The organism is Microbacterium sp. MDV22-iso44 (assembly GCF_058629135.1).
The window spans coordinates 75,264-99,384 of sequence record NZ_JBZVWS010000003.1; the positions used below are offsets into that span (position 1 = coordinate 75,264).

The following is a 24,121-nucleotide window of genomic DNA, read 5'->3' on the forward strand; positions in this document are numbered from 1 at the left end:
ATTCATGTGAATCGCTTCACGTGTCGTCAGCGCACCGCTGCCCCGAGCGTCGCCATCAGGCGCGCCACCTGCATCGCGAGGACCACGCGGTAGAGCGGTGCCATCACCCAGCCGAACGCGCTCCGTCGACGGGAGTAGGTGCGCTCCCAGGAGTAGTCGATGTGCACCGTCGTCCCACCGGCGGCGGGTTCCAGACGCAGGCCGATGCGTCGCGCGTTCGCCTTCGGTGCGTCGGGGTAGCGGAACGTCCAGGTCACGAGGAGCGCCTCGGCATCCATCGTCCGCGAGATGGACAGGCGACGGAACGCCGGCTTCGCTTCGACGTCGTCGCGAGGCGCTCCGGCCCATCCGCCGTCGGGTGCCTCGCTCACATGCCCGACCGACTCCTCCCACTCCGGCAGTCGCTCGGGGTCCGACACGAGCGCCCAGGTCTCGTGGACGGGTGCGGCGACGAACGACGCGGCAGACCGGGCGAGCGGATGCCGCCGCCGCACCGTCGTCGCCGGCGGCAGCGCGCCGGCGGCATCGAGTCGCGCACGCAGATCGTCCGCCGTCAGGCCCAGTCGGCGCAGCAGGGCCTCGATCGCACCGCTCGGCTCGTCGAGGAGTCGGCGCAGGATGCCGGAGCTCGTCCCGTCTCCCGGTGAGGTCAGCACCCGCTCGGCCACCGGAGACCACGCCCATCCGGCCGAGGGTCCGACCGCGATGGGGCCGGGCGAGAGGGCAGCCCCCGCTGCGCCGAGCGCGGCGAGGTGTGCGGCTTCCTCCGCGGCGACGGCCTCACGGACGGTCGTGATCGTCGCCCCCGCCGCTCGCAGGACCTGACCGGCATCCGCCTCGTCGAGGGTGAGGGCGAGGAACAGGTGCTCGACGCCGAGTTCGGTGCGACCGGTGCGGGATGCCTCTTCCATCGCGTAGCGCGTGAGGCGATGCGCGTTCCCCAACGCCGTGGTCATCTTGCTCATGCTCTCCTCCGGGGGACCTCGATGGTCGGATCGATCCGCTTCGCATACTTCTTGTGCACGGCCTGGCGGGTGACGCCGAGCGCATCGGCGATGCCCTGCCACGACAGGCCGGCGCGCAGGGCGGCCTCGACCTGCCGGAGTTCGAGAGTGTCGGCGAGGATGCGGAGCGATGCGACGGCGCGGAGTCCCGCGCGGGGGTCCGTCGTGTCGCTCGCGACCTCGATCGCGCTGGGAGTGTCCATGAAGCAACCTTGGTTGACAGAGCGACGAGTTGTCAACCTTCGTTGCTCGACACGGACACCGATGCCGCATCCGCGGCGATTCGTCAAGGCATAGGGATCGCTCATCCTGCGGTGGAAAAGTGACACCCATGACCGTTCCCACCATCACACTCAACGACGGACACACCATCCCCCAGCTGGGCTTCGGCGTCTTCCAGGTCGACCCGGCCGAGGCCGAGCGCATCGTCAGCGTCGCCCTCGAAGCCGGCTACCGCCACATCGACACCGCAGCTGTCTACGGAAACGAAGAGGGCGTCGGCCGCGCGATCGCGGCCTCCGGCATCCCCCGCGACGAGCTGTTCATCACCACGAAGCTGTGGAACTCCGAGCAGGGCACCGACACCCCCCGCCCGGCGATCGAGGCGAGCCTTCAGAAGCTCGGACTCGACCACGTCGACCTGTACCTGATCCACTGGCCGCGTCCCGACAAGAACCGTTACGTCGAGACCTGGCAGCAGTTCGAGACCTTCCGGTCCGAGGGTCTGACGCGCTCGATCGGCGTCTCGAACTTCCACCAGCCGCACCTGGAGCGACTGTTCGACGAGACCGACACCGTGCCAGCCGTCAACCAGATCGAGCTGCACCCGGCGTTCGCGCAGCGCGAGCTCCGCGCGTTCCAGGAGCCCAAGGGCATCCACACCGAGTCGTGGGGCCCCCTCGGGCAGGGCAAGTACGACCTGTTCGGCGAGAAGGCCGTGGCGGATGCCGCCGAGGCCCACGGTGTGAGCCCGGCTCAGGTCGTCATCCGCTGGCACCTGCAGGAGGGCCTCATCGTCTTCCCCAAGTCCTCGACGCCCGAGCGCATCGCGACGAACTTCGACGTGTTCGGCTTCGAGCTGAGCGCTGACGAGGTCGCCGGTATCAACGCGCTCGACCGCGGCCAGCGTGTCGGTGCCGACCCGGACACCGCCACCTTCTGATCCATCCACGAGGGGAGGGCGCCGAGGAATCGGCGCCCTTTTCTTGTGCGACCCCCCTTTCGGCTCCCAGGGTGGGCTCGGTACAATCGATCGTCCTCGAATCGATTCGAAATCCCCCGAAGCCCCGAAAGCCCGCATGGCCACCTCTTTGACGACGGGCCGCCCCTGGCGCGTCATCCTCCTGTTCACCCTGCCGCTCATGATCGGCAACGTTGTGCAGCAGATGTATCACTTCGCCGACACGATCGTCGTGGGTCGGCTGCTCGGCGTCGACGCGCTCGCCGCCGTCGGCGCCACCGGGAGTCTGCTCTTCCTCCTGCTCGGCTTCGCGTGGGGACTGACCTCGGGTTTCGCCATCCCGACCGCGCAGGCCTACGGAGCGATGGATGCCGCGGGCGTCCGCCGGTCGGTCGCGACCGGCGCGTTCCTCAGCGGCATCACGACGATCCTCCTGACCGTCGGCGCCCCCCTCATCGCCGAGCCGGCACTCGTCGCGCTGCAGACTCCGCGCGAACTCCTCGCCGACGCGACGGTGTTCACCCAGATCAGCTTCCTCGGCGCCGGTGCGCTGATGTTCTTCAACTTCCTCTCCGCCGTCATCCGGGCCATCGGCGACTCGCGGACGCCCCTCATCTTCCTCATCGTCTCGTGCGGCCTGAACGTCGTGCTCGTCATCGCCGCCATCGCCTGGCTCGGCATGGGCGTCGCCGGAGCGGCCCTCGCGACCGTGATCGCGCAGGCGACGTCGGTGCTCCTGTGCCTCGAGTGCGTGCGCCGCCGCATCCCCGAACTGCACCTGCGCCGCGAGGACTGGCGCATCACCCGCGCCGACATCGTCGCGCACCTGCGCCTCGGCCTCCCCATGGGGTTCCAGGCGTCGATCATCGCGATCGGTGCGCTCACCGTGCAGGTCGCGCTCAACACGCTCGGCGGCGAGGCGATCGCCGCCTACACCGCGGCATCCCGCGTCGACGGTCTCGCCGTCGCCCTCCTGCAGTCCATGTCGCTCGCCGTCTCGATGTACGTCGCGCAGAACTACGGCGCCGGTCGTCCCGACCGCATCCGCCGGGGTGTCGTGCAGGCGACGTGGATCGCGCTCGGCACGGCGGTGGCCCTCGGCATCCTGCTGATCTCCTTCGGCGGTCCCATCGTCCGGATCTTCGTCGGCGATGGCGCGGACGAGGTCGTCCATCTGGCCGTCTCGATGCTCGTGATCAACGGCCTGAGCTACACGGCCCTCGGCGTGCTGTTCGTCACGCGCGGTGCGCTGCAGGGGCTCGGCAACGCCGTCATCCCGACGGTCACGGGCGTCGTGGAGCTCATCGCGCGCGCGGCCGCGGCGATCCTGCTCGGGTCGCTGTTCGGCTTCATCGGCGTCGCGTGGTCGAACCCCCTCGCCTGGATCTCGGCCGCCGTCATCCTCATCCCGTCGTACATCCGCGCGCACAAGACGCTCGCGACCATGCCGATGGCGCCCATGACGATCACCCCGACGACCCCGATCGCGGTCATCGGCCCGGTCGACGGATCCATGACGGTCGAGACGGTCGTCACGCAGCCGGTGCCGCTGCCGCAGCATCCGTCCCGTATGCGTCAGGCGCTCCGGCGCCGCCCCCGCGCGCCGCGTCGGCTTTCGCGCAAGCGCTGACCCCGCGGCGCCTCGCGCGGGTGTCGGCGCCGAGGTCCCACTCCGGACGGGTACGTGCCCGCCATTCCCGGCCCGATCGGGACCTCGATCGGGCCCCAGGCCGCCGCCTGCGCGTCAGGAGGTCGCGCCGTCCTCCAGACGCGCCCGTGCGCGATCGTGGCGGCGGCCGATCTCGACCAGTCCGGTCGCGGCCCCCAGGCCCATCGGGGGAGTGTCGACGTAGATCGACTCCGCGGCCGCGACCCGGTAGGTCTCGTGCCACACGCCGATCGCGCCCGGGTGCTTCCGCGCGTTGCGGTTGAAGCTCGTCCACGCGGGGCGGTGCGCCTGCTCGGGCGCCGACGCGTAGGCGTAGAGCTTCTCGAGCGACGACCAGTACTGAACGAGGTACGGCCCGCGGCGTCCGAGGAGCATCGTCGAACCGAGCAGGCCCGACTCGGGGTCGCTGAACAGCTCGCCGAGCATCTTCGGCATGCTGGCGGAGACCGGCATCCACACGTCGGGACGCCACCACTTCTTGATCGTCATGCCGATGTGGAAGACGACGAGCTCGCCGTCGTACGAGTGGGTCATGCGGGCCATGTCGACGCCTTTCGATAGTGTCGCTATCTAGAATGGATAGCGGTACTATCGATGTCAAGGGGGAATCGATGCGGATCTCAGAACTCTCCACCGAGACGGGCGTCCCGGTAGCGACGATCAAGTACTACCTGCGCGAGAAGCTGCTCCCCGAAGGTGAGCGCACCTCGGCGACGCAGGCCGTGTACGGCCCTGCACACGTCGAAAGGCTGCGGCTGATCCGCGCTCTCGTCGATTCCGGCGTCGGGATCGCCGCCTCGCGACAGGTCATCGCCGCGCTCGACGATCCGCCCGCCAACCCGAACCATCTCCTGGGGATGGCGCACGCCGCGGTCTCGCCGCCGGCCCCCGCAGACATCGATCTGTCGGCGGCCGAAGCGCTGATCTCGCGGTGGGGATGGAACCCCGACGCCTGCGGTCCGCAGCAACTCGCGGGCGTCGCGCGTGCCCTCGACACCCTCGATCGGGCCGGCTTCACCGTGCCCGAGGCCACCATGGACGCCTACCTCGCCGGCATCCGTCGGATAGTCGACGCGGAGATCGACGCGATCCCGACGACATCGACGGATGCGGCGGTTCGGTACGTCGTGCTGGGGACGGTGCTCGTCGAACCGCTCCTCCTCGCGCTGCGTCGCGTCGCCGAGGAGTTCGTCTCGGGCGACCGGTACGGCGACGCGGTTTCCTGAGGGGAACCTGGGGGGTGCACAATCGGGGGATGACCACCGTCTTCCCCGCGTTGACCGAGACCCCCGACCCGCAGTTCGTCATGGTCGGCGACGGGTACCGGATCGCGACCTACGAGTGGGGACCGGCGGATGCCCCGACGGTGCTCCTCGTGCACGGGTTCGCCTCGAGCGCGCGTGACAACTGGGTCAACACGGGCTGGGTGCGCGACCTGCTGCGTGCCGGATACCGTGTGCTCGCCGTCGACCAGCGCGGTCACGGCGCCAGCGACAAGCCGCACGAGTCGCGGGCCTACGCGCTCCGGACGATGGTCACCGACGTCGAGGCGGTGCTCGACACCTATCTCGTCGACGAAGCGCTCTACGTCGGGTACTCGCTCGGCGCCCGCGTCGGCTGGGAGGTCGCCCGCGACCTGGAGCCCCGCATCCCGCGCGTCGTCCTCGGCGGCGTCCCCGACGGCGTTCCGCTCGGACGACTCGACCTCGACCAGGTTCAGGCGTACGTCGATGAGGGCACGCCGGTGACGGATGCCGTGACCCTGAACTACATCACCCTCACCGAGCGCGTGCCCGGCAACGACCTGCGCGCCCTGCTCGCGATCGCCCGCGGCATGCGCGCGACCGGCACCGTCGACCCCGACCCGGGCAACGCTCCCGCCCAGCCGGTGCTCTTCGCGACGGGGACGAAGGACGGCATCATCGAGGGCTCCCGCACGCTCGCGGCGGCGACCCCGCAGGGCCGGTTCGTCGAGATCCCCGACCGCCACCACTTCAACGCGCCCGGCTCCCGCGCGTTCCGCGAGGCCGCGCTGGCGTTCCTCGCCGAGTAAGGCGCGGCATCCGTCGAGGTCCCGTTCCGGCCGGGAATCGCCGGGGCATACCCGGCCCAATCGGGACCTCGCGGCGGACTACGCTCGCGTCATGACAGACCTCTCGTCGTGGGGCGTGGCATCCGACTCGCCGACGGCGGAGCACTACCGCACGTTCGGCTCCGTCGAGGCCCGCGGCTCGTCCGACACATACGAAGGCTGGGCCCTCGGAGTCGCGGACGACGCCGAGATGCTCGCGCTCATCGATGAACTCCCCCGAGCCAAGCGGCAGGCGAACCTCGTCTTCGCGGCGATGCGCGTCGCCGGGGTGCCGGTCGCTCCGTGGCGCGATGCCCGCCGCGCGGCGATCGCGCGCTGGCCGCGCATCCGCGACATCGCGCTCACCCACGCGACCCAGACGAACGAAGCCGCGCGCTGCGCCGTGCTCCTGCCGCAACTCGCGCGCATCCCCGGTCCGCTCGCGCTCCTCGAGGTCGGTGCCTCCGCCGGGCTCTGCCTGTATCCCGATCGCTACGCATACCGCTACACCTCCGCCGACGGCACCGTCACGACGCTCGACCCGACGGAACCGTCCGGCGTCGTGATCGACTGCGACCTCTCGGATGCCGCGCCCCCGATGCGCCTGCCCGAGGTCGTCTGGCGCGGGGGCATCGATCTCAACCCGCTCGATCCCGCCGACCCCGACACGCTCGCCTGGCTCGACGCCCTCGTGTGGCCGGAGCACGAGGACCGGCGCGCCCGCCTCCGTGCCGCCATGGCGGTCGCGGCATCCGATCCCGCACCGATCCGCGCCGGCGATCTCAACGACCTGATCGCGGATGCCGCGGCATCCGCCCCCGCCGACGCGACCCTCGTGGTCTTCCACACCGCGGTGCTCGCCTACCTGAGTCCCGAGGATCGCGAGCGCTTCCGCCGCACGATGGTCGACACGGATGCCGTCTGGCTCTCGAACGAGGGGCTCGGCGTGTTCCCGGAGTTCGAGTGCATCGTGCCGCCGGGGGAGCGGCACCGCTTCGTCCTCGCCGTGGACGGCGAGCCCGTCGCCCTCACCCACCCGCACGGCCGCAGCTACCGCGGCCTCTGATCGCGCTCCGGGGACGCCACGCGCCGCTTCGGCGGCATTCCCGCGACACCACGCGTCCCCGGAACCGACCCCCTCGCCCCGCACCCCCGCACCTGGCAACATCGGCAGAAGACACCGAGAGGATCGACCATGGCAGGCAAGACCAGTGACGGCGCCGGCTTCAGCGACGCCGAGAAGGCCGCGATGAAGCAGCGCGCCGAGGAACTCAAGGCGATGAAGGGACTCAGGGGCCTCGCGAAGATCGAGAAGGAGAACCAGGCCTGCCTCGACGCCATCGAGGCGCTCGAGGGCACCGACCGCATCGTCGCCGAGAGACTGCACGTCATCGTCCTCGAGGAGGCGCCGCACCTCAACCCGAAGACGTTCTACGGCTTCCCGGCCTATGCGAAGGACGGCAAGGTCGTCGTCTTCTGGCAGCCGGCATCCAAGTTCACCACCCGCTACGGCACGGTCAGCTTCGACGAGACCGCGCAGCTCGACGACGGTCCCATGTGGCCGGTCTCGTTCGCGGTGATCGAGATGACGGATGCCGTCGAGCAGCGCATCCGCGAGATGGTCAGGACCGCGGCACCGCGAGACTGACGATCCGGTCGTCGCCCTCCCGCGGGGACCCGCGTCCGTCGGTGTTGTTCGTCAGGACGAACACGGTGCCGTCCGGGCCGACGGTCACGTCACGGAGCCGGCCGTAGTCGGCGCTGAGCTCGGTGGACGTCGACGGGTCCGCCACGGGGACGGCGCGCAGCACGCGCCCGCGCAGGTTGGCGATGAGGATCGTGTCGTTCACGATGGCGATGCCGCTGGGGCTGGCGGCATCCGTCGGCCAGGTCTGGACGGGATCGATGTACCCTTCCGCCTCGCCGCCGGTGCCCTCGACGTAGGGCCAGCCATAGTTGCCGCCCGGCTCGATGATGTTGATCTCGTCGCGGTAGTTGCGACCGAATTCGCTCGCGAACATCGTCCCGTCCTCGGCCCACGCGAAGCCCTGCACGTTGCGGTGTCCGAGGCTGTAGACCGCTGACTGCGGGTCGGGATTGTCCGACGGGATGCCGCCGTCCGGGGCGATCCGCAGGATCTTGCCCGCCAGCGAGCCCGGGTCCTGCGAGGCCGGTTCGTCGCTCGTGTCGCCGTTCGCGATGTAGAGCATGCCGTCGGGACCGAACGCGATACGACCGCCGTTGTGGTGGGTGCCGGCAGGCATCCCGTCGATGACGGCCGCCGGCTCGCCGAGACCGTACGAGCCGGGAGTTCCGGTCAGCGGGTACTTCTCGACGCGGTTGCCGCTGCGGGCGGTCGAGTAGACGTACAGCGCGTCGCCGTCGGTCGCGAGGCCCAGGAGTCCGCCTTCGTCGCTGTGCACGACGCCCTCCACGGTGGCGGCAACGCGCGTGGTCCCGTCGAGGGATACCTCGAGGATGCGGGCGGTGTCCCGCTCGCTGACGAACACGACGTCGCCGACAACAGCCATCGACCAGGGAGCGTCGAGCCCGCTCGCGACGGTGCGGGGCGTCACCGGTACGGGCGTCGGCGTCGGCGTCGCGGTGGGGGTCGGGCGCGGGCTCGCGCTCGGCGTCGAGGAGGGTGTCGGGGATGCGGCGTCGGGATCCTCCGCCGGCGTGCACGCGCTGAGCAGCAGGGCGGCGGCGACACCGACCCCGGCGACGGACGAGGAGGTGCGGCGGCGCGGCGACATGCGCCCAGTCAACCGCATCGGGCCCCGCGGAGAGCGAACCCAGGTGAACGACCTAAACTGGGGGCATCCCGTTCCTGTCTGTGAGAACCACGCCTGTGTCTGACGTCGCCCCCCGCACCTTCGAGGTGCGCCACCTGCAGATGGGGCGCGCCCTCTTCGCGGCTCTCGCGGCGATCATGATCACGTTCTCGGTCGACCATTCCGCGCCGGTCGGGATGTCGGTGTTCAGCGGGTTCGCGATCGCCACCGCGCTGATCCTCCTGCTCTCGGCCTGGCTCGTCTTCCGCGCCGGCGAGCGTTGGCAGGCGGTGCTCCTCGGCTCACTGACCCTCGTCGCCGGGATGGTCGCCTCGTTCCCGGCGCTCCGCACGGTCGACGGCTTCTTCACGACCGTCCTCGTCTGGGCGCTCGTGACGGGGGCGGCCGAACTCGTCATCGGCATCCTCGGACGCCGTCGCGGCGACGCCGCCGCGCGCGAGGCGGTGTTCGTCGGCAGCCTCACCGTGCTCCTCGGCGTCGCATTGCTGTTCGTCCAGCGGGACTACCTGCTCGAGTACTACATAGCCCAGGCCCGACAGTCGTTCAGCCTCACCGGCATCACGATCGGCGTGGGTGTCCTGGGCGGCTACGCGGCGATCGTCGCCGTGTACCTGGGAATCGCGGCGTTCTCACCCCGCCCCGACGCGGCGGCCGCCGTCGAGACGGCCGACACGGATGCCGCTGGAGGCCGCGCATGAGCGAGAAGAACCCCACCCGTCGCGATCTGATGCGTCCGGTGCAGCTCCTCGGATTCGCCCTGCTGGCGGCGGTGTTCGCCGGTGTCGTCACCCTCGTCTCGATGGGCGTGCTGCAGGATCAGCGTCCGGGGAGCGACGTCGACCAGCACCTGCGTGCGTGGGCTGTCGCCGGCATCGTCACGGGCATCACCTTCATCGCGACGCTCGTGATCATGGCGCTGTCGCTGCTCGCCGTCGACCCCGCGCAGATGGCCAAGCCGGTCGAGCGGGGACTGCTGCTCGACGCCGAGGACGAGTCGACGCCCGGTGAGGGCGACGCGGGTCGCCGTCCGGCCCCGCCCTCCGGGCACTGACCCGGGCTTCGGTCTGCGCCGCGGTTCGGCCTGCGCGGTGCGCGCGGCCGGCGCCGCGGCATCCGCTGGGCTCGGTTGTCGCGTTCAGTCGCGTCAAAGTGCGGCCTCGTGCGCGCTGAACCCGCCTTTCGGCGCGACTGAACGGTAGGGCCGGCGTTCATTCGCGCCAAAGTGCGGCCCCGTGCGCGCTGAACCCGCCATTCGGCGCGAGCGGATGCCGGGGCCACGCGCCCCCGCCCCGCCCCCGCGCGTCAGCGCAGCAGGTCGACGAGCCGGTCAGCGAGGCCCGCGTAGCCGGCGGGCGTCAGGGCGAGCAGGCGCTGCTTCGCGGCATCCCCGATGTCGAGCCCGTTCACGAACTCGGCGAGCTCCTGAGCGCCGACGCGGCGGCCGCGGGTGAGGTCCTTCAGCAGCGCGTACGGGTCGGTGATCTGCGAGCGACCGGCGACAATCTCGGCGCGGACGACGGTCTGGATCGCCTCGGCGAGCACTTCCCAGTTCGCGTCGAGGTCCGCGAGCAGCACGTGGCGCGACAGCGAGATCTCGGTGAGACCGCGCTGCAGGTTGTCGAGCGCGAGCAGTGAGTGTCCGAACGCGACGCCGATGTTGCGCTGCGTCGTCGAGTCGGTGAGGTCGCGCTGCTGACGTGAGGTCACGAGCGTCGACGCGAGCGTCCCGAACAGGCCGCCGGCGATCTCGAGGTTCGCTTCGGCGTTCTCGAAACGGATCGGGTTGATCTTGTGCGGCATCGTCGACGACCCGGTCGCCCCCGCGACGGGGATCTGGGCGAAGAAGCCCATCGAGATGTAGGTCCACACGTCGGTGGCGAGATTGTGCAGGATGCCGCCCGCGTGCCGCACGCGGTCGTAGAGCTCGACCTGCCAGTCGTGCGACTCGATCTGCGTCGTCAGCTCGTTGAAGCCGATGCCGAGACCCTCGATGAAGCCGCGCGACAGGGCGGGCCAGTCGACGTCGGGCTCGGCGGCGAGGTGCGCCGACCACGTGCCGGTCGCGCCGGAGAACTTCGCGAGGTACTCGCCCTGCGAGATCTGGGCGGCGACGCGCTGCAGGCGCCAGGCGAAGACGGCGAGCTCCTTGCCCATGGTCGAGGGCGTCGCCGGCTGACCGTGCGTGCGCGACAGCATGACGGCATCCCGGTGCTCTTCGGCCAGCTGCGTCAGCGACTCGACCACCGCATGGAGCTTCGGCAGCCACACGCGCTCGACGGCGCGCTGGACGGTGAGAGCGTACGAGGCGGAGTTGATGTCCTCGCTGGTGCAGGCGAAGTGCGTGAGCTCGGCGATCGCGTCGAGTCCGAGGGTCGAGAGGCGGTCGCGGACGAGGTACTCGATCGCCTTGACGTCGTGGCGGGTGACCGCTTCCTTCTCGGCGAGCCAGCCGATCTCGTCGGCGCCGAAGTCGCGGTAGAGGGCGCGGAGCGACTCCTTCTGCGCGTCCGTCAGCGCGGACGAACCGAACAGTCCGCGATCGGTGAGCGTGATGATCCACTCGACCTCGACCTCGACGCGGGCCCGGTTCAGGCCGGCTTCGGAGAGGTACTCGGTCAGGGGAGCGACGGCGGGGGCGTAGCGTCCGTCGAGGGGGCTCAGCGACATCGAGGGCAGGGAGGACACGCGACTCCGTTCGGTGGGGGGTGCGCTCACCGGCGAAGCGCGGGTTCGAGCTGCCGGAACAGAGCCCGGCTCGCGCTCTCGATCATACCGAGCACCTCGTCGAACATCGTGGGGCCGCCGTAGTACGGGTCCGGGACGTCGAGCGCACCGTCCGCGCGCGCGTCGAAGTTCAGCAGGAGTGCGAGCTTGTCGACGTCAGCGGGGCTCCGTGCCCACTCCGACAGGATCCGTTCGTGCGAGCGGTCGAGCGCGATCACCAGGTCGTTGCGGTCGAAATCCTCACGCGAGAACTGCTTCGCCCGGTGGCGGGTGCCGTCGTAGCCGCGTCGCTCGAGTGCATCGAGGGTGCGGCTGTCCGCGCGCTCCCCGACGTGCCATTCGCCCGTGCCGGCGCTCGTCGAGACGACGCGGTCGCCGAGTCCCGCCTGATCGGCGAACCACCGGAAGACGACCTCCGCCATGGGGGAGCGGCAGATGTTCCCGGTGCACACGAAAACCACGCGAAAAGCATCATCGGGCGCGGGCACCACTCCATTGTGCTGATCGAAGCGCCTTCTGCACAGACCGGGGGGTTCCTGAGGCATCCACCGGGCTTCGTCAGGGTCGCTCGCAGACGGATGCCGCGGGCCACCCTCGACGCATGTCCGATGTCGTCGCGCCCTACCCGTACCTCTGGGGCACCCCTCTCGAGGAGCGTCTCGCCACCTTCGATCAGGCCCTGGCCCTCCTGCGGCAGGCTGACGAGGAGGCACTTCGCCTGCTCGCCGACGTCCGCGGTCTCGCGCACCTCGTGGATTGGAGTGCGGATGCCGCCGATGCATTCCGCGCAGCGGTGTCGGCCTGGGAGAGCGAGCTGGTGCAACTGACCGCCGCCATCCAGGCCGTGATCGACCAGACCTGTCTCGACCGGCGTGTGGCGGAGGCGGCGGGCTGATGGGCGATCTCGAGATCCGCAGCGGGCGGGTCGTCGCGGTGGACACCGAGACGCTCCGACATGCGGCCGCGCGAGCCGACCTGGCCGTGGCCGATGCGGAGACGCTCGGCACGACGCTGCGACAGGCGGACCAACTGCTCGACATCACCCTGACCGGTGTGATGGTCGGCCACCCCGTGACGATCGCTCAGACGGTGACCGAGCAGGGGCGGATGCTGGTGACCGCGCTGCGCGACACCGCAACGGCCTACGAGCTCGTCGAGCTGCAGGCGCGTCACGCTGCCGCGGCGGCAGGGGACGCCGCGGATCGTCGTGACGCGGTGCTTCTCGCCCGCCGGATCGAGCAGCTCGAGGCATCCTCTCCCGCGGCCGCAGCGCTCGCGGAGCAGGCGGTCGCCGATGCTCCGAACCCCTTCGCGACGGTCGCGCGCGAGCTGTTCTGGCCGAGCCTCCTCCTCGGCACGCTCGGCGCCGGCACCATGGGTCTCTACGGCGCGGGGACGCTCGCGATCCGCGCTGCGGGGAAGGGGGCGATCCCCGACGGCAGCAGACTCGTGGGAACGCCGAGGACACCGACCGTCTCGCTGATCACGGTCGCGAAGGGCACGGCGCCCGAGTCGATGTCGGCCCTCGCCCGGCGGCAGCCGTCGACGGAGCGACCGGGAGACATCCGCGTCGAGCGGTACACGATGCCCGGCGGAGGTCGGCGGTTCGCTCTCTACGTCTCGGGGACGCGCACCAAAGGCGACGTCGGCACCTTCGGCATGGGGACGAACGTGCCGCTGTACCTCGGTGCCGCGTCGTCGTCCTATGAGTCCGTCCGGATCGCGCTCGAGAAGGCGGGCGCGAAGCCGGGCGACTCGGTGATGGTCAGCGGGCATTCGCAGGGCGCGATGATCGCCAGCCGCGTCGCGCTCGAAGAGGAGTACGAGGTGCCGATGCTGGTCGGATTCGGCAATCCCGTGCAGGCCGACGTCGGCGCCGACACCCTGCAGGTCGACCTCCGCCACAGCGACGATCTTGTGCCCCTCCTGGCTGCCGGAGGGCATGACGGATCGATCGGCGCTCAGGGCAGCATGGTCGTCGAGCGGGACGTCAGTCCCTGGCCGGGTCTCGACTCCCACCAGATGGACGCCTACACCGAGACCGCCGAGATGCTCGACGCATCCTCCGACCCGCGGGTGGATGCCGTCCGGCAGCGTCTCGCCGAGTTCGGGCAGGCCGAATCGGTCGAGGTGTTCGTCTACGACACCGAGGAGGGCGTCACGCCTTCGTCTGCGGACGCAGGATGATCCCGAAGACGAAGTTGATGATCGAGATGATGAGGGCGGCGACGACGCCGAGCCAGAAGGACTCGACCGTGAGGCCCCAGCCCCACCACTCGGTGAACCATCCGGTCAGCCAGAACAGGAAGCCGTTGATCACCAGGGAGATGAGACCCAGGGTCAGGATGTAGAGCGGGAAGGCGAGGATCTTCAGCACCGTCCCGATCACGGTGTTCACGATCGCGAACACGGCCGCCACGGCGAGGAGCGACAGCACGAGCTGCAGCGTCTCGCCGGGGGCGAACGGGGTGACCTCGACGCGCAGCGGCTCGATGAGGGTGACGACCCAGATCGCGAATGCGTTGATCACGACGCGGATGATGAAGCGCATGCTCGCAGTCTCCCACGCGCGCCGCCACGCCGCTCGTAGACTCGTCGCGTGACCGACATCCCCATCCGGGTTCGCCCTGAGATCGCCGCCCTCCCTTCGTACAAGCAGGGCAAGCAGGCCGGCGTCACCGCCTACAAGCTCTCCAGCAACGAGAACCCGTTCGAGCCCCTGCCCGGCGTCGTCGACGCGGTGCGGGGTGCGGTCGCGTTCAACCGCTACCCCGATGCGCTCGCCGGCCGGCTCCGAGCCCGGCTCGCCGAGCGGTTCGGCGTGAGTGACGACCGCATCCACATCGCCGCGGGCTCCGTGTCGATCCTGTACCAGCTCGCTCAGGCCGCGGCATCCGTCGGCGACGAGATCGTCCTGCCCTGGCGCTCCTTCGAGGCGTACCCCGGCATCGTGACGGTCACGGGCGCGACCCCCGTCATGGTGCCGCTGAACGACGCCGCCGCCGTCGACCTTCCCGCGCTCGCGGCAGCCGTCACCGACCGCACCCGCGCCGTTTTCGTCTGCACGCCCAACAACCCCACCGGTGCCGTCGTGACCCAGGCCGACTTCGACGCGTTCGTCGCGGCCGTCCCCTCGGATGTGCTGATCGTCCTCGACGAGGCGTACGTCGAGTTCGTGACGGATGCCGCAGCGGTCAAGGGCGAGCAGGTCATCGCCGCCGGGCATGACAACGTCGTGATCCTCCGCACCTTCTCGAAGGCCTACGGGCTCGCGGGTCTGCGCATCGGCTACGCCGTCGGGCACCCCCGCATCCTCGATGTCGCCCGCAGCGCCGGCATCCCCCTATCCGTCACGGCGCAGGCCGAAGCGGCGGCTCTCGCGAGCCTCGATGCCGAGGACGAGCTGCGTGAGCGGGTCGCCGTCGTCGCCGAGCGGCGCGACCGCTTGGTCACGCGGCTGCGCGAGATCGGCTGGGACGTCCCGACCGCGCAGGGCAACTTCGTCTGGTTGCCCGCGGGGGAGCGCTCGCTCGAGGTCGCAGCGGCGTTCGAAGCCGCCGATCTCGTCGTCCGGCCGTTCGCCGGCGACGGCGTCCGTGTGTCGGTGGGCGAGGACGAGTCGATCGATCGCGTGGTCGAGGTCGCGGCATCCGTCCGTCCCTGACCGGGCCCTGAGACGACGACGTCCCCGGAGCCCTGAATCGGGCACTCCGGGGACGCGTCGTGTCGGGGTCTGTGTCGTGTCTGTGTCTGGCGGTTCGGGCGACGTCTCGCGTCCCCGGAACCCGTCGCGGCTCAGCGCGAGGACTTCTCCTTCTGCTTGCGCACGAACAGAGTCTCGGTCTGCTCGAGCTCCATGCCCTTCGTCTCGGGCACGCGCCAGGCGACGTACACGAACGACAGGGCCGCGAACAGCGCGTACATGCCATAGGTGAGCGGCAGCGACCAGCCCGACATCGCCGGGAACGACACCGTGATGAGGAAGTTCGCGATCCACTGTGCGGCGGCCGCGACACCGAGCGCCTTGCCACGGATTCGGCTGGGGAAGATCTCGCCGAGCAGCACCCAGACGAGCGGGCCCCACGACGCGCCGAAGCCGACGACGAACAGGTTCGCGGCGACGAGGGCGATCGGACCCCACGCGCCGGGCAGCGAGACCTCGCCGTCCACGGTCACCGCGAAGGCGAACGCCAGTGCCATCGTCGCGAGCGACAGGGTCATGAGCACCGAACCGGTCAGCAGGATCGGCTTGCGGCCGACGCGGTCGACCAGCCAGATGGCGATGAGCGTGACGACGACGTTCGTGATCGAGGTGATGACGCTGATCGTCAGCGAGTTGCTCTCGTCGAAGCCGACCGCCTTCCAGAGCGTCGTCGAGTAGTAGAAGATCACGTTGATGCCGACGAACTGCTGGAACGTCGACAGGATGATGCCGACCCAGACGATGCCCTGGAGCCCCAGGACCGGGCCACGCAGCGACGCGCTCTTGCTCTTGCGGTCCTGCTCGATCGCCGAGCGGATCTCGTTGACGGACTTGTCGAGGTCGGCCTGGGGGACCAAGCGCGAGAAGACCTCTCGGGCTTCGTCGTTGCGGCCCTTGGCGAGAAGGAAGCGCGGCGATTCCGGCATCGTGAAGGCGAGGATGCCGTACACGGCCGCCGGGATGACGCCGACGAGGAACATCCAGCGCCAGGCCTCGAGCCCGAGCCACAGCTGCTCCGCGGCACCGCCGGCACTGTTGGCGAGGACGGCATCCGACAGGAGGGCGGCGAAGATGCCGAGGGTGATCGCGAGCTGCTGCAGCGACGCGAGGCTGCCGCGGATCTGCCGCGGCGCGATCTCGGCGATGTAGGCGGGGGCGACGACCGATGCGATGCCGATGCCGATGCCGCCGATGACGCGCCACACGATGAGGTCGGGCACGCTGAAGGTCAGACCGGAGCCGATCGACGAGACGAGGAACATGACGGCGCCCAGCATCATCGTCTTGAGTCGACCCCAGCGGTCCGACAGGTTTCCGGCGATGATGGCGCCGACGGCACACCCGAGCAGGGCGACGGCGACGACGAATCCCGTCAGCACCTTGTCGAGTTCGAAGTTGCCCTCGATCGCATCGACGGCACCGTTGATGACGGACGAGTCGAAACCGAAGAGGAACCCACCGACCGCCGCGGCTATCGACAGCCCGATCGCTCGTCGCCCGTAGGGGCTTTTGATCGAGAAGGCGTCTGCAGGAATCGTGCCGGTAGTGCTCATGAGGGACGAGGTTACCCCCGCTCCCACGAGCCGAGGGTGGACTTGCGCGAGCGCGAGAATCCGGTAATGGATGCCGGTCGGCCCGCGGGTTCTCATCGTCCGGGTGCCGGATGGGGGTGTGTCACGATGCTCGCATGGGGATCCCGGTCACTGACGAGCTTCGCGCGTTGCGCGCCCGCGCCTACGGGCCGGCCGCCGACATCCATCTCGATCCCGCGGCCATGCGGCGCTTGGAGGAACTCGAGGAGGCAGGGCGGCGCTCGCCCGCGGTCGCGGAGCGGACCGATCCGCCGGCGCCTGCCGACACCGACGACGCCATCGACGACGACGACGACGACGACGACGCGCAGATGGATGCCGCGCGGGAAGGGCCCGCGCCGTCCCTAGCCGTCCCCGCGCCGAGCGCGTGGCGCCGCCGAGGAGTGAGGCGGGGTCTCTGGGTGGTCTCGGTGGTCGTCGCCGCGGCGGTGGGTGGGGGGCTCGCGTACTCGGTCGCGGAGATCACGCCGGTCCCGAGCTCCGCGGGAATCCGGCAGAGTGCGACCCTCGAACCGACGAACGGCGTCGAGGTGCCGGTCGGCTTCTTCGGGCGGAGCGAGGACACACCGATCTTCGAATACGAAGGCCTCACGCTGTTCGTGCAGACGGTGGACTACGGGCCGGAGGCGAGGGTCGACCCCTTCCCCTGCCTGGCGGTCGCGCCCACCTCGCTGATCCCGTCAGCCCGGGAGTTCGATCCCGACACCGACCAGGGGATCGACGGGCCGATCTACAGCGGATGCGAGACGGGCGCCTTCCCCGCGACGGTCACCTTCGGCCTCGACGACTTCTCGCCCGGTGCGCTCCCCGGCATCCGCGAGGGCCGCGCTCTCCAGTTCGTCCTCGAGGGGGATCGCGTCGGCGTCTTCCTCGACCGGGGCTGACCCCGGCGACGGGTCAGGACGACAGGCGGCGGTAGGCGTCGCCGAGCCAGCGGTCGTAGGCCGCCCAGGGCTCCCCGATCCGGCTGCGTACGTCGGCGATGTGCGTCGCCAGGTCGCCGGTCAGCGTGAACCACTCGCCTCCCTCGCGGAGGTCGGCGAACTCCACGTGCCGCTGATGCTCGACGTGGCGATCACCCGGTTCGAACGCGAGCAGCTCGTCGTGCATGATCGCGGCGAGGCGGCGTCGCGGCGTCGCGGACGTCCCGATCTTCACCCGGTCGCGGAACCGCAGGTAGTAGACGACGTCCATGCGCGGTCGGGGAAGGTCCGCGTCGGGGGCGTCGCCCAGTCGCCAGCCGCAACGATCGCAGTACCAGGCGTCGTCGAGACGATCGCCGGTGACGCCTCCGCACACGCGGCACGGGCGGGGGAGGGATGCGGGCACCCGCCCATCCTCGCCGCGACCGCCGACACCCGTTCGTCCGGCGGGAGGGTCCCGGGTCGGAGTCGAGGGGGAGGTCGACTCGACGAACCGGGCCCCCGGATGCGTAACTGCGACGTGCAGAAACGCGATCCCGCGCGGACACCCGGGGCTGGGTTGTCGGCGACGATACGCGCACGCACGCCGGGGCGGAACCCTCTATGGACGAACCCGGCTGGAGAGGGGCGTCCCCCTGACCCCAGCCGGGTCGTGTCGCTGTAGCGTGGCCCGCACGCGGGAACGCCTGGAATCCCCCAGAAACCAGTCCGGGTGCGGGCTAACCAGCTCCCCAACTGTTGGTCTACAGCAGGACGAATATAGAACCTCGCGAGGAGCGATTTGTCCCCCTTTCGGGGGACAAGCCAGATGTGCTAAAAACTTCTCCCCACTCCCGCGAGGCAGCCAGGATGGAGGGATGTCCACCCTCATCGTCGTCGCACACCCCGATCCGGCCTCCCTCACCCACCACGTCGCGAAGCGTCTCGCGGCGACGCTCGCCCCGGGTGACGTCGAGGTCGCCGATCTCGCCGCCGAGGGCTTCGACCCGCGATTCTCCCCCGCCGACCGGCACTCGTACGCCGTCGCGGGCGAGTACCCGGACGACGTGGCAGCCGAGATCGCGAGGATCGAGCGCGCGGACCACATCGTCCTCGTCTTCCCCGTGTTCTGGTGGTCGATGCCCGCCCTCCTGAAGGGCTGGATCGATCGCGTGTTCGTCAACGGCTGGGCATTCGGCGTCGGTGAGGGCGGCGGCATCCGTCCCGGACTCGGACGTCTGACCGCGCACCTGGTTCCCCTCGCGGGGTCGGATGCGGCGCTCTACGAACGGCGCGGGTACGACGTCTCGTTCTCGACGCAGATCGCGACCGGCATCTTCGACTACTGCGGCGTCCGGCGCGGACTCACCGAGTTCCTGTACGAAGCGGATGCCGGTGTCGCGGCATCCGACATCGACGCGGCTGTCGAGCGCATCACGGCCGCCATCCGCGGCTGAGAGCTCGCCGGCCTCACCGCGATCCTCATCGGAAGGCGTCGACGACCTCTGTGCGGCGCTGCGGAACGGTCTGCGAGACGGTGTCGAATACGCGGGTCGCGCGCGTCGCCCCGAAGGCCGGCCAGCCCGGGTCGCCGGTGCGGATGAACGACACCCACGCGCCGTGCATCTCGTCGGCGAGGGACTGCGGGGCATCCTCTCCCGAGAGCGCCACCGCGTCGGGGCCGCTCAGCCGGCCGAACGCGAACGCGATCTCGACGGCGTGCGCGGCGCGCAGACCGCGGACGGGGCTCTGCCAGGCGAATTCGTACACGAAGGTGCGTTCGGGGCGGTTCTGCGCGAGCCGCGTCGCGGGCGCGCGCAGGATCTTGTCGCTCAGCGCCTGACCGAGCGCTTCGGCGCCGTGTGACCCGTCGGCCCGGGCCGCGCGCATCGCACCTGCCGGGATCCGCCCGAACAGGGCGAGGGCGGCGACCTTGAGCGGGCCCAGCGCGGCGATCGCGGCCGGCGACAGCCAGAGTCGGTACTCGTCGGTGTTGGTGCCGAGGAGGATCGGGGCCGCGGCATCCGTCAGCGCCTTCTCGGGAGCGCGGGGCACCGACGCGGGGTCGAGGGCGAGGGCGAAGCCGCCGACGGGGATCGGCGACGACTTCCGCGTCAGCTCGAGTCGGGCGTCGACGAGCCGCTGCGGGCTGACGGCGGCGAACGCGTCGCGGGTCGCGGGGATGCCAAGGTGCTTCGCGATCGCCCGGGTGACGCGGCCGGCGCGTTCGGGGGTCGACGCGTCGAGCGGCCCGGACTGGATGATCGCGCCGTGCGCGCGCTCGCCGATGCGGGGGATCGCCATGGCGGCAGCGACCAGTGCACCACCGGCGGACTCGCCCATGAGGGTGACGCGCTCGGGGTCGCCGCCGAACGCGGCGATCTCGCGGAACACCCAGTCCACGGCCGCCCCGACATCGAGCAGCCCGAGGTTGCGGGGCACGTCGTCGAGCACCGAGAACCCCTCGCTCCCCAGGCGGTAGTTGAGCGAGACGAAGACGACACCGTCGCGGGCGAACGTCGTACCGTCGTACCCCTCGAGCGCCGCCGTGCCGCGCTCGAGGGCGCCACCGTGCACCCACACCACGACGGGGGCGGCGTCGGCATCCGCGGGGGTCCAGACGTTGACGGTCAGGATGTCCTCGCCCGGGATCTCGACGCTGCTCAGCAGCGTCGCCGAATCGCCCTGGTACGGACTCTGAGGTGCGGTGGGCCCGAATCCGGTCGCCTCGCGCACGCCCTCCCACGCACGTGCCGGGACGGGGGCGGCGAACCGCCGGTCGCCGAAAGGCGGTTCCGCGTAGCGGATGCCGAGGAACCGGCGGACGCCGGCGCTCTCCGTCCCGGCGACGGTGCCCGTCGTGAGGGTGACGCTGGGTGAGGGGTGAGGCATCGGCATCCTTCCGAGACGGTGCGGCGGATGATGGCCGCGGCAGTCATCGTGGCATTCGGGGCTATGCGAACGCCATGCTCGGGTGACGGACGCCGACGGGCGCGGACCCCGAAGGATCCGCGCCCGGAGCGAGGGATGCCGCGCCGCGGCATCCGCTCAGTCGTCGATCTCGGTGGCGATGACCTTCCCGCCGGCGTCGAGGGTGACCTCGACGATCTGGCGGTCACCGGTGAGGATCGACACGTCGAACGGCGAGCGGTTGTCGTCGTCGGCGTCGATCTCGAGGACGCGGCCGGGCTGCTCGGCCAGTGCGGCGTCGACCATGGTCGCGAGGGTCTTCGCGTCGAGCACGTTCTTCGGGGCGCGGTCGTCCGCGTCAGCGGCCTCGGTCTCGCGGACGACGGCCTTCCCGTCGGCGCTCACGCGCACCTCGGTCTCGGCGCCGTCGGGTGCCGTCAGGGTGACGTCCCAGCTGCCGTCGCGGTCGGCGTCGATCGAGGTCGGAGCACCGTCGGCCACGCCCTTCGCGGCGCTGACCGCGGCGCTGAGCTCGTCGGCGCCCGCCGCGCCGATGGATCCGGATGCCGCACCCGCCGCGTCGTCGTCCGCGCGGTCGTCGGTGCGGTCGTCGTCGGTGTCCGTCGTCGTCGCGGCGGGGACCCCGCTGGACGGGGCGTCGGAGAGCCGGCTCGAGGCGACACTGTCGAGACCGTCCTCGTCGCGGTCGTCGGCCACCGCGGAGCCGATGGCGACGCCCCCTCCGACGAGGAGGAGCGCGCCGAGCGTGGCGCCGCCCGCGATGAGGGCCGTGCGTCCGCGCCGCTTCGGGGCGGTGGGGGCCTCGGCGACGGTCGCGTACTGCTCGGTGGGGGCGGTGGTCTGGTCGGGGGTGGTGTTGTTCTCGCTCATGACCCCAGAGTGCCGAGTGGGCACTGAAGCGGACCTGAAGCGACCTGAAGCCGTCTTCAGGATGCCGGGGTGAGAGGATCGACGGATGTCCGAGAGCCTCTCCTCCGCCGCCTTCCCCCTCGACCGCGACGCCGCCGACCGGATGTGGGCCGACTACCGCGCGGCGCACCCTGCCGCCGCTGCGGCCGGAGCCGAGTACACCGTCGAGCACTTCGGCGACAGCCCGCGCCTCGCCGACCAGCTGCTCGACGCAGTGCTGAACGGTCCGAAGCGGGCGACCTCCGAGCTGGTCGCCGAGTTCTCCGAGCACGGCGACCCGCTGCCGCGGATCGGCTCGCACTGGATCGCATGCGATGGCACGGGCGCCCCGCGGATCATCATCCGCAGCACGGAGCTGCGCGTCGGGCCCTTCGCGAGCGCCGACGCGGCGTTCGCGTTCGACGAGGGCGAGGACGACCGGTCGTTCGTGAGCTGGCAGCGCGAGCACCGTCGCTACTTCACGCGGGTCGCCGCCGCGCGCGGCGCGGAGTGGTCGGAGGACGACGAGATCGTCTTCGAGCGCTTCGCCGTGGTCTGGCCGCCCGAGCACGCCGACTGAGTCTCAGCGGTCCGGCTCAGCCGACGGCGGGGATCAGCCTGCCGCCGGCAGCCGGACCGTGAAGCGTGCGCCGCCCCAGGGCGACTCGCCCACCGCGACGGTGCCGCCGGAGGCCCGCACCACGCCCGCGACGATCGCGAGGCCGAGGCCACTGCCCCCGGCATCCCGCGCCCGTCCCTCGTCGAGACGCACGAAACGTTCGAACACGCGCTCGCGCTCTGACGCGGGGATCCCGCTGCCGTCGTCGTCGACCGTCAGTACCGCGTCCGCTCCGTCGCGCGCGACGCCGACGGCGACGCGGGATGCCGCGTGCCGGGCCGCGTTGTCGGCCAGGTTGCGGGCGATGCGGCCGAGCAGGCGTTCGTCGCCCACGACCTGCACCGCCGTGATCGCGGAGCCGTCGACCGTGACCCCGGCAGCGCGCAGGCGCGACACCTCGGCGAGGGCGAGGTCGTCGAGGTCGACGACGCCTCGCCGCTGCGGGGCCTGTTCGTCGAGGCGGGTCAGCACGAGGAGGCCGTCGACGAGGTCCTGCATCCGCACACCCTCGGCGGCCACCACTTCGGCGAGGTCGTCGAGCGTCGTCGCATCGGGATGGGCGCGGGCGAGCTCGGCGTGCTGTCGCATGGTCGCGAGCGGGGAGCGCAGCTCGTGCGAGGCATCCGACACGAACCGGCGCTGCGCGGTCGCGGATGCGTCGAGCCGGTCGAGCATGCGGTTCATCGTGACGGCCAGCGCGGCGATCTCGTCGCCCGACGAGGGCTCGGGCACGCGACGGTCGAGTCGGTCGGCGGTGATGTCCTCGACCTCGCGACGGATCCGACCCACGGGACGGAGCGCCCGCCCGACGACCCACCAGGTGACGGCGGCGACCACGAGGACGACGAGCAGAGTGGATGCCGCGAGCAGCCAGCCCGCCGTGGTGAGCGTGGCCTCGTCGCCGTCGACCCGTGTCGCCAGCACGACCCGCATGTCGTCGTCGGTCTCCTCCACGACGATGAGGACCGGGTCGCCGTCGTAGGTCACGACCTCGCCGCCGCGATCCGCGGGCAGGGTGCCGTCCTCCGCGTCCTCGGATGCCGCGATCACACGACCCGACTCGTCGATCACCTGCACGATGTCGTCATCGAGGTCGGGGATGCCGGCGGTGCCCGTGTCGTCGATGCGGGTGGCCAGCTCGGAGGCCCGCGTCTCGGCCGCTCGGGTGGTCGCGTCCCGCACCTCTGAACCCAGCACCGCGCTGAACCCGATCGACGCGAGAATCATGACGACCGCGACGATGACGGTCGCGGCGGCGGTGATGCGCGCTCGCAGGGACCTGAGGAGCGGCATCCGTCCGCTCGTCGTCACCTGGTCAGCCACCGTCGGCCGCCAGCCGGTATCCGGCGCCGCGCACCGTCTCGATCGCGGTCCGGTCGAACGGTCGGTCGAGCTTGCGGCGCAGGTGCCCGACGTACACCTCGACGATGTTCGGGTCGCCGTCGAAGTCGTCGTCCCAGACACCGGCGATGAGGTCGCGCTTGGAGACGACCTGTCCCTTGTGGCGGATGAGGTGCAGCAGCACGGCGAACTCGCGAGAGGTCAGTTCGATCGCGGTGTCGCCGCGGTGGACGCGTCGCGCGGCCGGATCGACGTGCAGGTCGCCGGCCTCGAGGGCGACGGGGCGCTCGACGCCGCCGCGGCGGATGAGGGCGCGGAGCCGCGCGACCAGCACGGGGTAGGAGAACGGCTTCGTGACGTAGTCGTCTGCTCCGGCATCGAGCGCGTCGACCTGGTCCCACTCGCCGTCCTTGGCGGTCAGCATGAGGACGGGGGTCCAGTTCTCCTCGGCTCGCAGCGCCTCGCAGACCTTCCATCCGCTCATCCCCGGCATCATGAGGTCGAGCACGATCGCGTCGTACCGCGTCTCGCGGGCGCGCCACAGTCCGTCGACGCCGTTGTGCGCGACGTCGACGGCGAAGCCCTCGGCCTCGAGCCCGCGCCGTACGCCGTCGGCCAGGCGTACCTCGTCGTCGACCACCAGAACACGCATGCGCCCAGTGTGGCGTGCGCACGCTGAAGCGGGGCTGAAGCGGATGCCGG

The 24,121-nt window shown here is 70.8% G+C and carries 27 protein-coding genes; 14 read left to right on the forward strand and 13 right to left on the reverse strand.

Annotated features, from left to right (window positions below):
• Positions 1-26: 26 nt before the first annotated feature.
• Positions 27-965 carry an SRPBCC family protein gene (locus AC4NN1_RS10590; protein WP_491955273.1) on the reverse strand — a complete coding sequence of 313 codons (939 nt, stop codon included), beginning with the start codon at positions 963-965 and terminating at the stop codon, positions 27-29.
• Positions 962-1,207, reverse strand: coding sequence for a hypothetical protein (locus AC4NN1_RS10595; protein WP_311868417.1), 246 nt, complete (start codon positions 1,205-1,207; stop codon positions 962-964). Before AC4NN1_RS10595 ends, AC4NN1_RS10590 begins: the two co-directional genes overlap by 4 nt.
• 128 nt (positions 1,208-1,335) lie before the next feature.
• Here AC4NN1_RS10595 and AC4NN1_RS10600 point away from each other — a divergent pair, with 128 nt between their 5' ends.
• Entirely contained in the window at positions 1,336-2,166 is an 831-nt protein-coding gene (locus AC4NN1_RS10600) for an aldo/keto reductase (RefSeq protein WP_020098387.1), read from the forward strand.
• 136 nt (positions 2,167-2,302) lie between these two features.
• Entirely contained in the window at positions 2,303-3,814 is a 1,512-nt protein-coding gene (locus AC4NN1_RS10605; RefSeq protein ID WP_491955274.1) for an MATE family efflux transporter, read from the forward strand.
• Positions 3,815-3,928: 114 nt separating this feature from the next.
• On the opposite strand, the gene AC4NN1_RS10610 is transcribed toward AC4NN1_RS10605, so the two are convergent.
• Complete coding sequence (locus AC4NN1_RS10610; RefSeq protein WP_018187694.1) at positions 3,929-4,396, reverse strand: DUF4188 domain-containing protein; 468 nt, start codon at positions 4,394-4,396, stop codon at positions 3,929-3,931.
• A 68-nt stretch (positions 4,397-4,464) separates the two neighbouring features.
• Here AC4NN1_RS10610 and AC4NN1_RS10615 point away from each other — a divergent pair, with 68 nt between their 5' ends.
• From AC4NN1_RS10615 to AC4NN1_RS10630, 4 genes are all read left to right on the forward strand, one after another.
• Positions 4,465-5,079 carry a MerR family transcriptional regulator gene (locus tag AC4NN1_RS10615; RefSeq protein WP_491955275.1) on the forward strand — a complete coding sequence of 205 codons (615 nt, stop codon included), beginning with the start codon at positions 4,465-4,467 and terminating at the stop codon, positions 5,077-5,079.
• A gap of 29 nt (positions 5,080-5,108) precedes the next feature.
• Positions 5,109-5,906 carry an alpha/beta fold hydrolase gene (locus AC4NN1_RS10620; RefSeq protein ID WP_020098390.1) on the forward strand — a complete coding sequence of 266 codons (798 nt, stop codon included), beginning with the start codon at positions 5,109-5,111 and terminating at the stop codon, positions 5,904-5,906.
• Between the two features lie 91 nt (positions 5,907-5,997).
• Positions 5,998-6,990: a DUF2332 domain-containing protein gene (locus tag AC4NN1_RS10625; protein ID WP_491955276.1), complete on the forward strand. Its 993-nt coding sequence runs from the start codon at positions 5,998-6,000 to the stop codon at positions 6,988-6,990.
• Between the two features lie 129 nt (positions 6,991-7,119).
• On the forward strand, positions 7,120-7,572 hold the full coding sequence (locus AC4NN1_RS10630) for a hypothetical protein (protein WP_491955277.1): 453 nt from the start codon (positions 7,120-7,122) through the stop codon (positions 7,570-7,572).
• On the opposite strand, the gene AC4NN1_RS10635 is transcribed toward AC4NN1_RS10630, so the two are convergent.
• Complete coding sequence (locus AC4NN1_RS10635; protein WP_491955278.1) at positions 7,547-8,680, reverse strand: PQQ-dependent sugar dehydrogenase; 1,134 nt, start codon at positions 8,678-8,680, stop codon at positions 7,547-7,549. The genes AC4NN1_RS10630 and AC4NN1_RS10635 overlap by 26 nt on opposite strands.
• 95 nt (positions 8,681-8,775) lie before the next feature.
• On the opposite strand from AC4NN1_RS10635, the gene AC4NN1_RS10640 reads away from it, so the two are divergent.
• On the forward strand, positions 8,776-9,417 hold the full coding sequence (locus AC4NN1_RS10640) for a hypothetical protein (RefSeq protein WP_018187688.1): 642 nt from the start codon (positions 8,776-8,778) through the stop codon (positions 9,415-9,417).
• A complete protein-coding gene (locus tag AC4NN1_RS10645) occupies positions 9,414-9,770 on the forward strand; it encodes a hypothetical protein (RefSeq protein ID WP_116227728.1) in 357 nt (118 codons plus the stop codon). Before AC4NN1_RS10640 ends, AC4NN1_RS10645 begins: the two co-directional genes overlap by 4 nt.
• A gap of 251 nt (positions 9,771-10,021) precedes the next feature.
• Here AC4NN1_RS10645 and purB read toward each other — a convergent pair whose 3' ends face one another.
• A complete protein-coding gene (gene purB / locus AC4NN1_RS10650; RefSeq protein ID WP_491955279.1) occupies positions 10,022-11,404 on the reverse strand; it encodes an adenylosuccinate lyase in 1,383 nt (460 codons plus the stop codon).
• A 26-nt stretch (positions 11,405-11,430) separates the two neighbouring features.
• Entirely contained in the window at positions 11,431-11,904 is a 474-nt protein-coding gene (locus tag AC4NN1_RS10655) for a low molecular weight protein-tyrosine-phosphatase (protein ID WP_018187685.1), read from the reverse strand.
• A gap of 140 nt (positions 11,905-12,044) precedes the next feature.
• Here AC4NN1_RS10655 and AC4NN1_RS10660 point away from each other — a divergent pair, with 140 nt between their 5' ends.
• The gene (locus AC4NN1_RS10660; RefSeq protein ID WP_491955280.1) at positions 12,045-12,338 is read left to right on the forward strand and encodes a hypothetical protein; all 294 of its coding nucleotides are present in this window, start codon (positions 12,045-12,047) and stop codon (positions 12,336-12,338) included.
• Positions 12,338-13,630, forward strand: coding sequence for an alpha/beta hydrolase family protein (locus AC4NN1_RS10665; protein WP_491955281.1), 1,293 nt, complete (start codon positions 12,338-12,340; stop codon positions 13,628-13,630). The genes AC4NN1_RS10660 and AC4NN1_RS10665 overlap by 1 nt, the downstream gene beginning before the upstream one ends.
• On the opposite strand, the gene AC4NN1_RS10670 is transcribed toward AC4NN1_RS10665, so the two are convergent.
• A complete protein-coding gene (locus AC4NN1_RS10670) occupies positions 13,602-13,994 on the reverse strand; it encodes a phage holin family protein (protein ID WP_018187682.1) in 393 nt (130 codons plus the stop codon). The two genes, AC4NN1_RS10665 and AC4NN1_RS10670, sit on opposite strands and share 29 nt — an antisense overlap.
• Positions 13,995-14,042: 48 nt before the next feature.
• Here AC4NN1_RS10670 and AC4NN1_RS10675 point away from each other — a divergent pair, with 48 nt between their 5' ends.
• Entirely contained in the window at positions 14,043-15,107 is a 1,065-nt protein-coding gene (locus AC4NN1_RS10675; protein WP_491955282.1) for a histidinol-phosphate transaminase, read from the forward strand.
• A 131-nt stretch (positions 15,108-15,238) separates the two neighbouring features.
• Here AC4NN1_RS10675 and AC4NN1_RS10680 read toward each other — a convergent pair whose 3' ends face one another.
• Positions 15,239-16,699: a sugar porter family MFS transporter gene (locus AC4NN1_RS10680; protein WP_018187680.1), complete on the reverse strand. Its 1,461-nt coding sequence runs from the start codon at positions 16,697-16,699 to the stop codon at positions 15,239-15,241.
• Between the two features lie 134 nt (positions 16,700-16,833).
• On the opposite strand from AC4NN1_RS10680, the gene AC4NN1_RS10685 reads away from it, so the two are divergent.
• The gene (locus AC4NN1_RS10685) at positions 16,834-17,622 is read left to right on the forward strand and encodes a hypothetical protein (protein WP_491955283.1); all 789 of its coding nucleotides are present in this window, start codon (positions 16,834-16,836) and stop codon (positions 17,620-17,622) included.
• A gap of 13 nt (positions 17,623-17,635) precedes the next feature.
• On the opposite strand, the gene AC4NN1_RS10690 is transcribed toward AC4NN1_RS10685, so the two are convergent.
• Positions 17,636-18,067 carry a GIY-YIG nuclease family protein gene (locus AC4NN1_RS10690; RefSeq protein WP_491955284.1) on the reverse strand — a complete coding sequence of 144 codons (432 nt, stop codon included), beginning with the start codon at positions 18,065-18,067 and terminating at the stop codon, positions 17,636-17,638.
• Positions 18,068-18,518: 451 nt separating this feature from the next.
• On the opposite strand from AC4NN1_RS10690, the gene AC4NN1_RS10695 reads away from it, so the two are divergent.
• Positions 18,519-19,097, forward strand: coding sequence for an NAD(P)H-dependent oxidoreductase (locus AC4NN1_RS10695; protein WP_491955285.1), 579 nt, complete (start codon positions 18,519-18,521; stop codon positions 19,095-19,097).
• 25 nt (positions 19,098-19,122) lie between these two features.
• Here the strand turns inward: AC4NN1_RS10695 and AC4NN1_RS10700 are convergent, their stop codons facing one another.
• On the reverse strand, positions 19,123-20,532 hold the full coding sequence (locus tag AC4NN1_RS10700; protein WP_491955286.1) for a carboxylesterase/lipase family protein: 1,410 nt from the start codon (positions 20,530-20,532) through the stop codon (positions 19,123-19,125).
• 156 nt (positions 20,533-20,688) lie between these two features.
• Positions 20,689-21,441: a PepSY domain-containing protein gene (locus AC4NN1_RS10705; protein WP_336125245.1), complete on the reverse strand. Its 753-nt coding sequence runs from the start codon at positions 21,439-21,441 to the stop codon at positions 20,689-20,691.
• Positions 21,442-21,526: 85 nt separating this feature from the next.
• On the opposite strand from AC4NN1_RS10705, the gene AC4NN1_RS10710 reads away from it, so the two are divergent.
• Positions 21,527-22,039, forward strand: a complete 513-nt coding sequence (locus AC4NN1_RS10710; protein ID WP_020098403.1) for an ASCH domain-containing protein — start codon at positions 21,527-21,529, stop codon at positions 22,037-22,039.
• A gap of 33 nt (positions 22,040-22,072) precedes the next feature.
• Here the strand turns inward: AC4NN1_RS10710 and AC4NN1_RS10715 are convergent, their stop codons facing one another.
• Complete coding sequence (locus AC4NN1_RS10715; RefSeq protein ID WP_491955287.1) at positions 22,073-23,401, reverse strand: sensor histidine kinase; 1,329 nt, start codon at positions 23,399-23,401, stop codon at positions 22,073-22,075.
• The gene (locus AC4NN1_RS10720; RefSeq protein ID WP_020098405.1) at positions 23,394-24,071 is read right to left on the reverse strand and encodes a response regulator transcription factor; all 678 of its coding nucleotides are present in this window, start codon (positions 24,069-24,071) and stop codon (positions 23,394-23,396) included. The genes AC4NN1_RS10715 and AC4NN1_RS10720 overlap by 8 nt, the downstream gene beginning before the upstream one ends.
• Between the last annotated feature and the right edge of the window lie 50 nt (positions 24,072-24,121).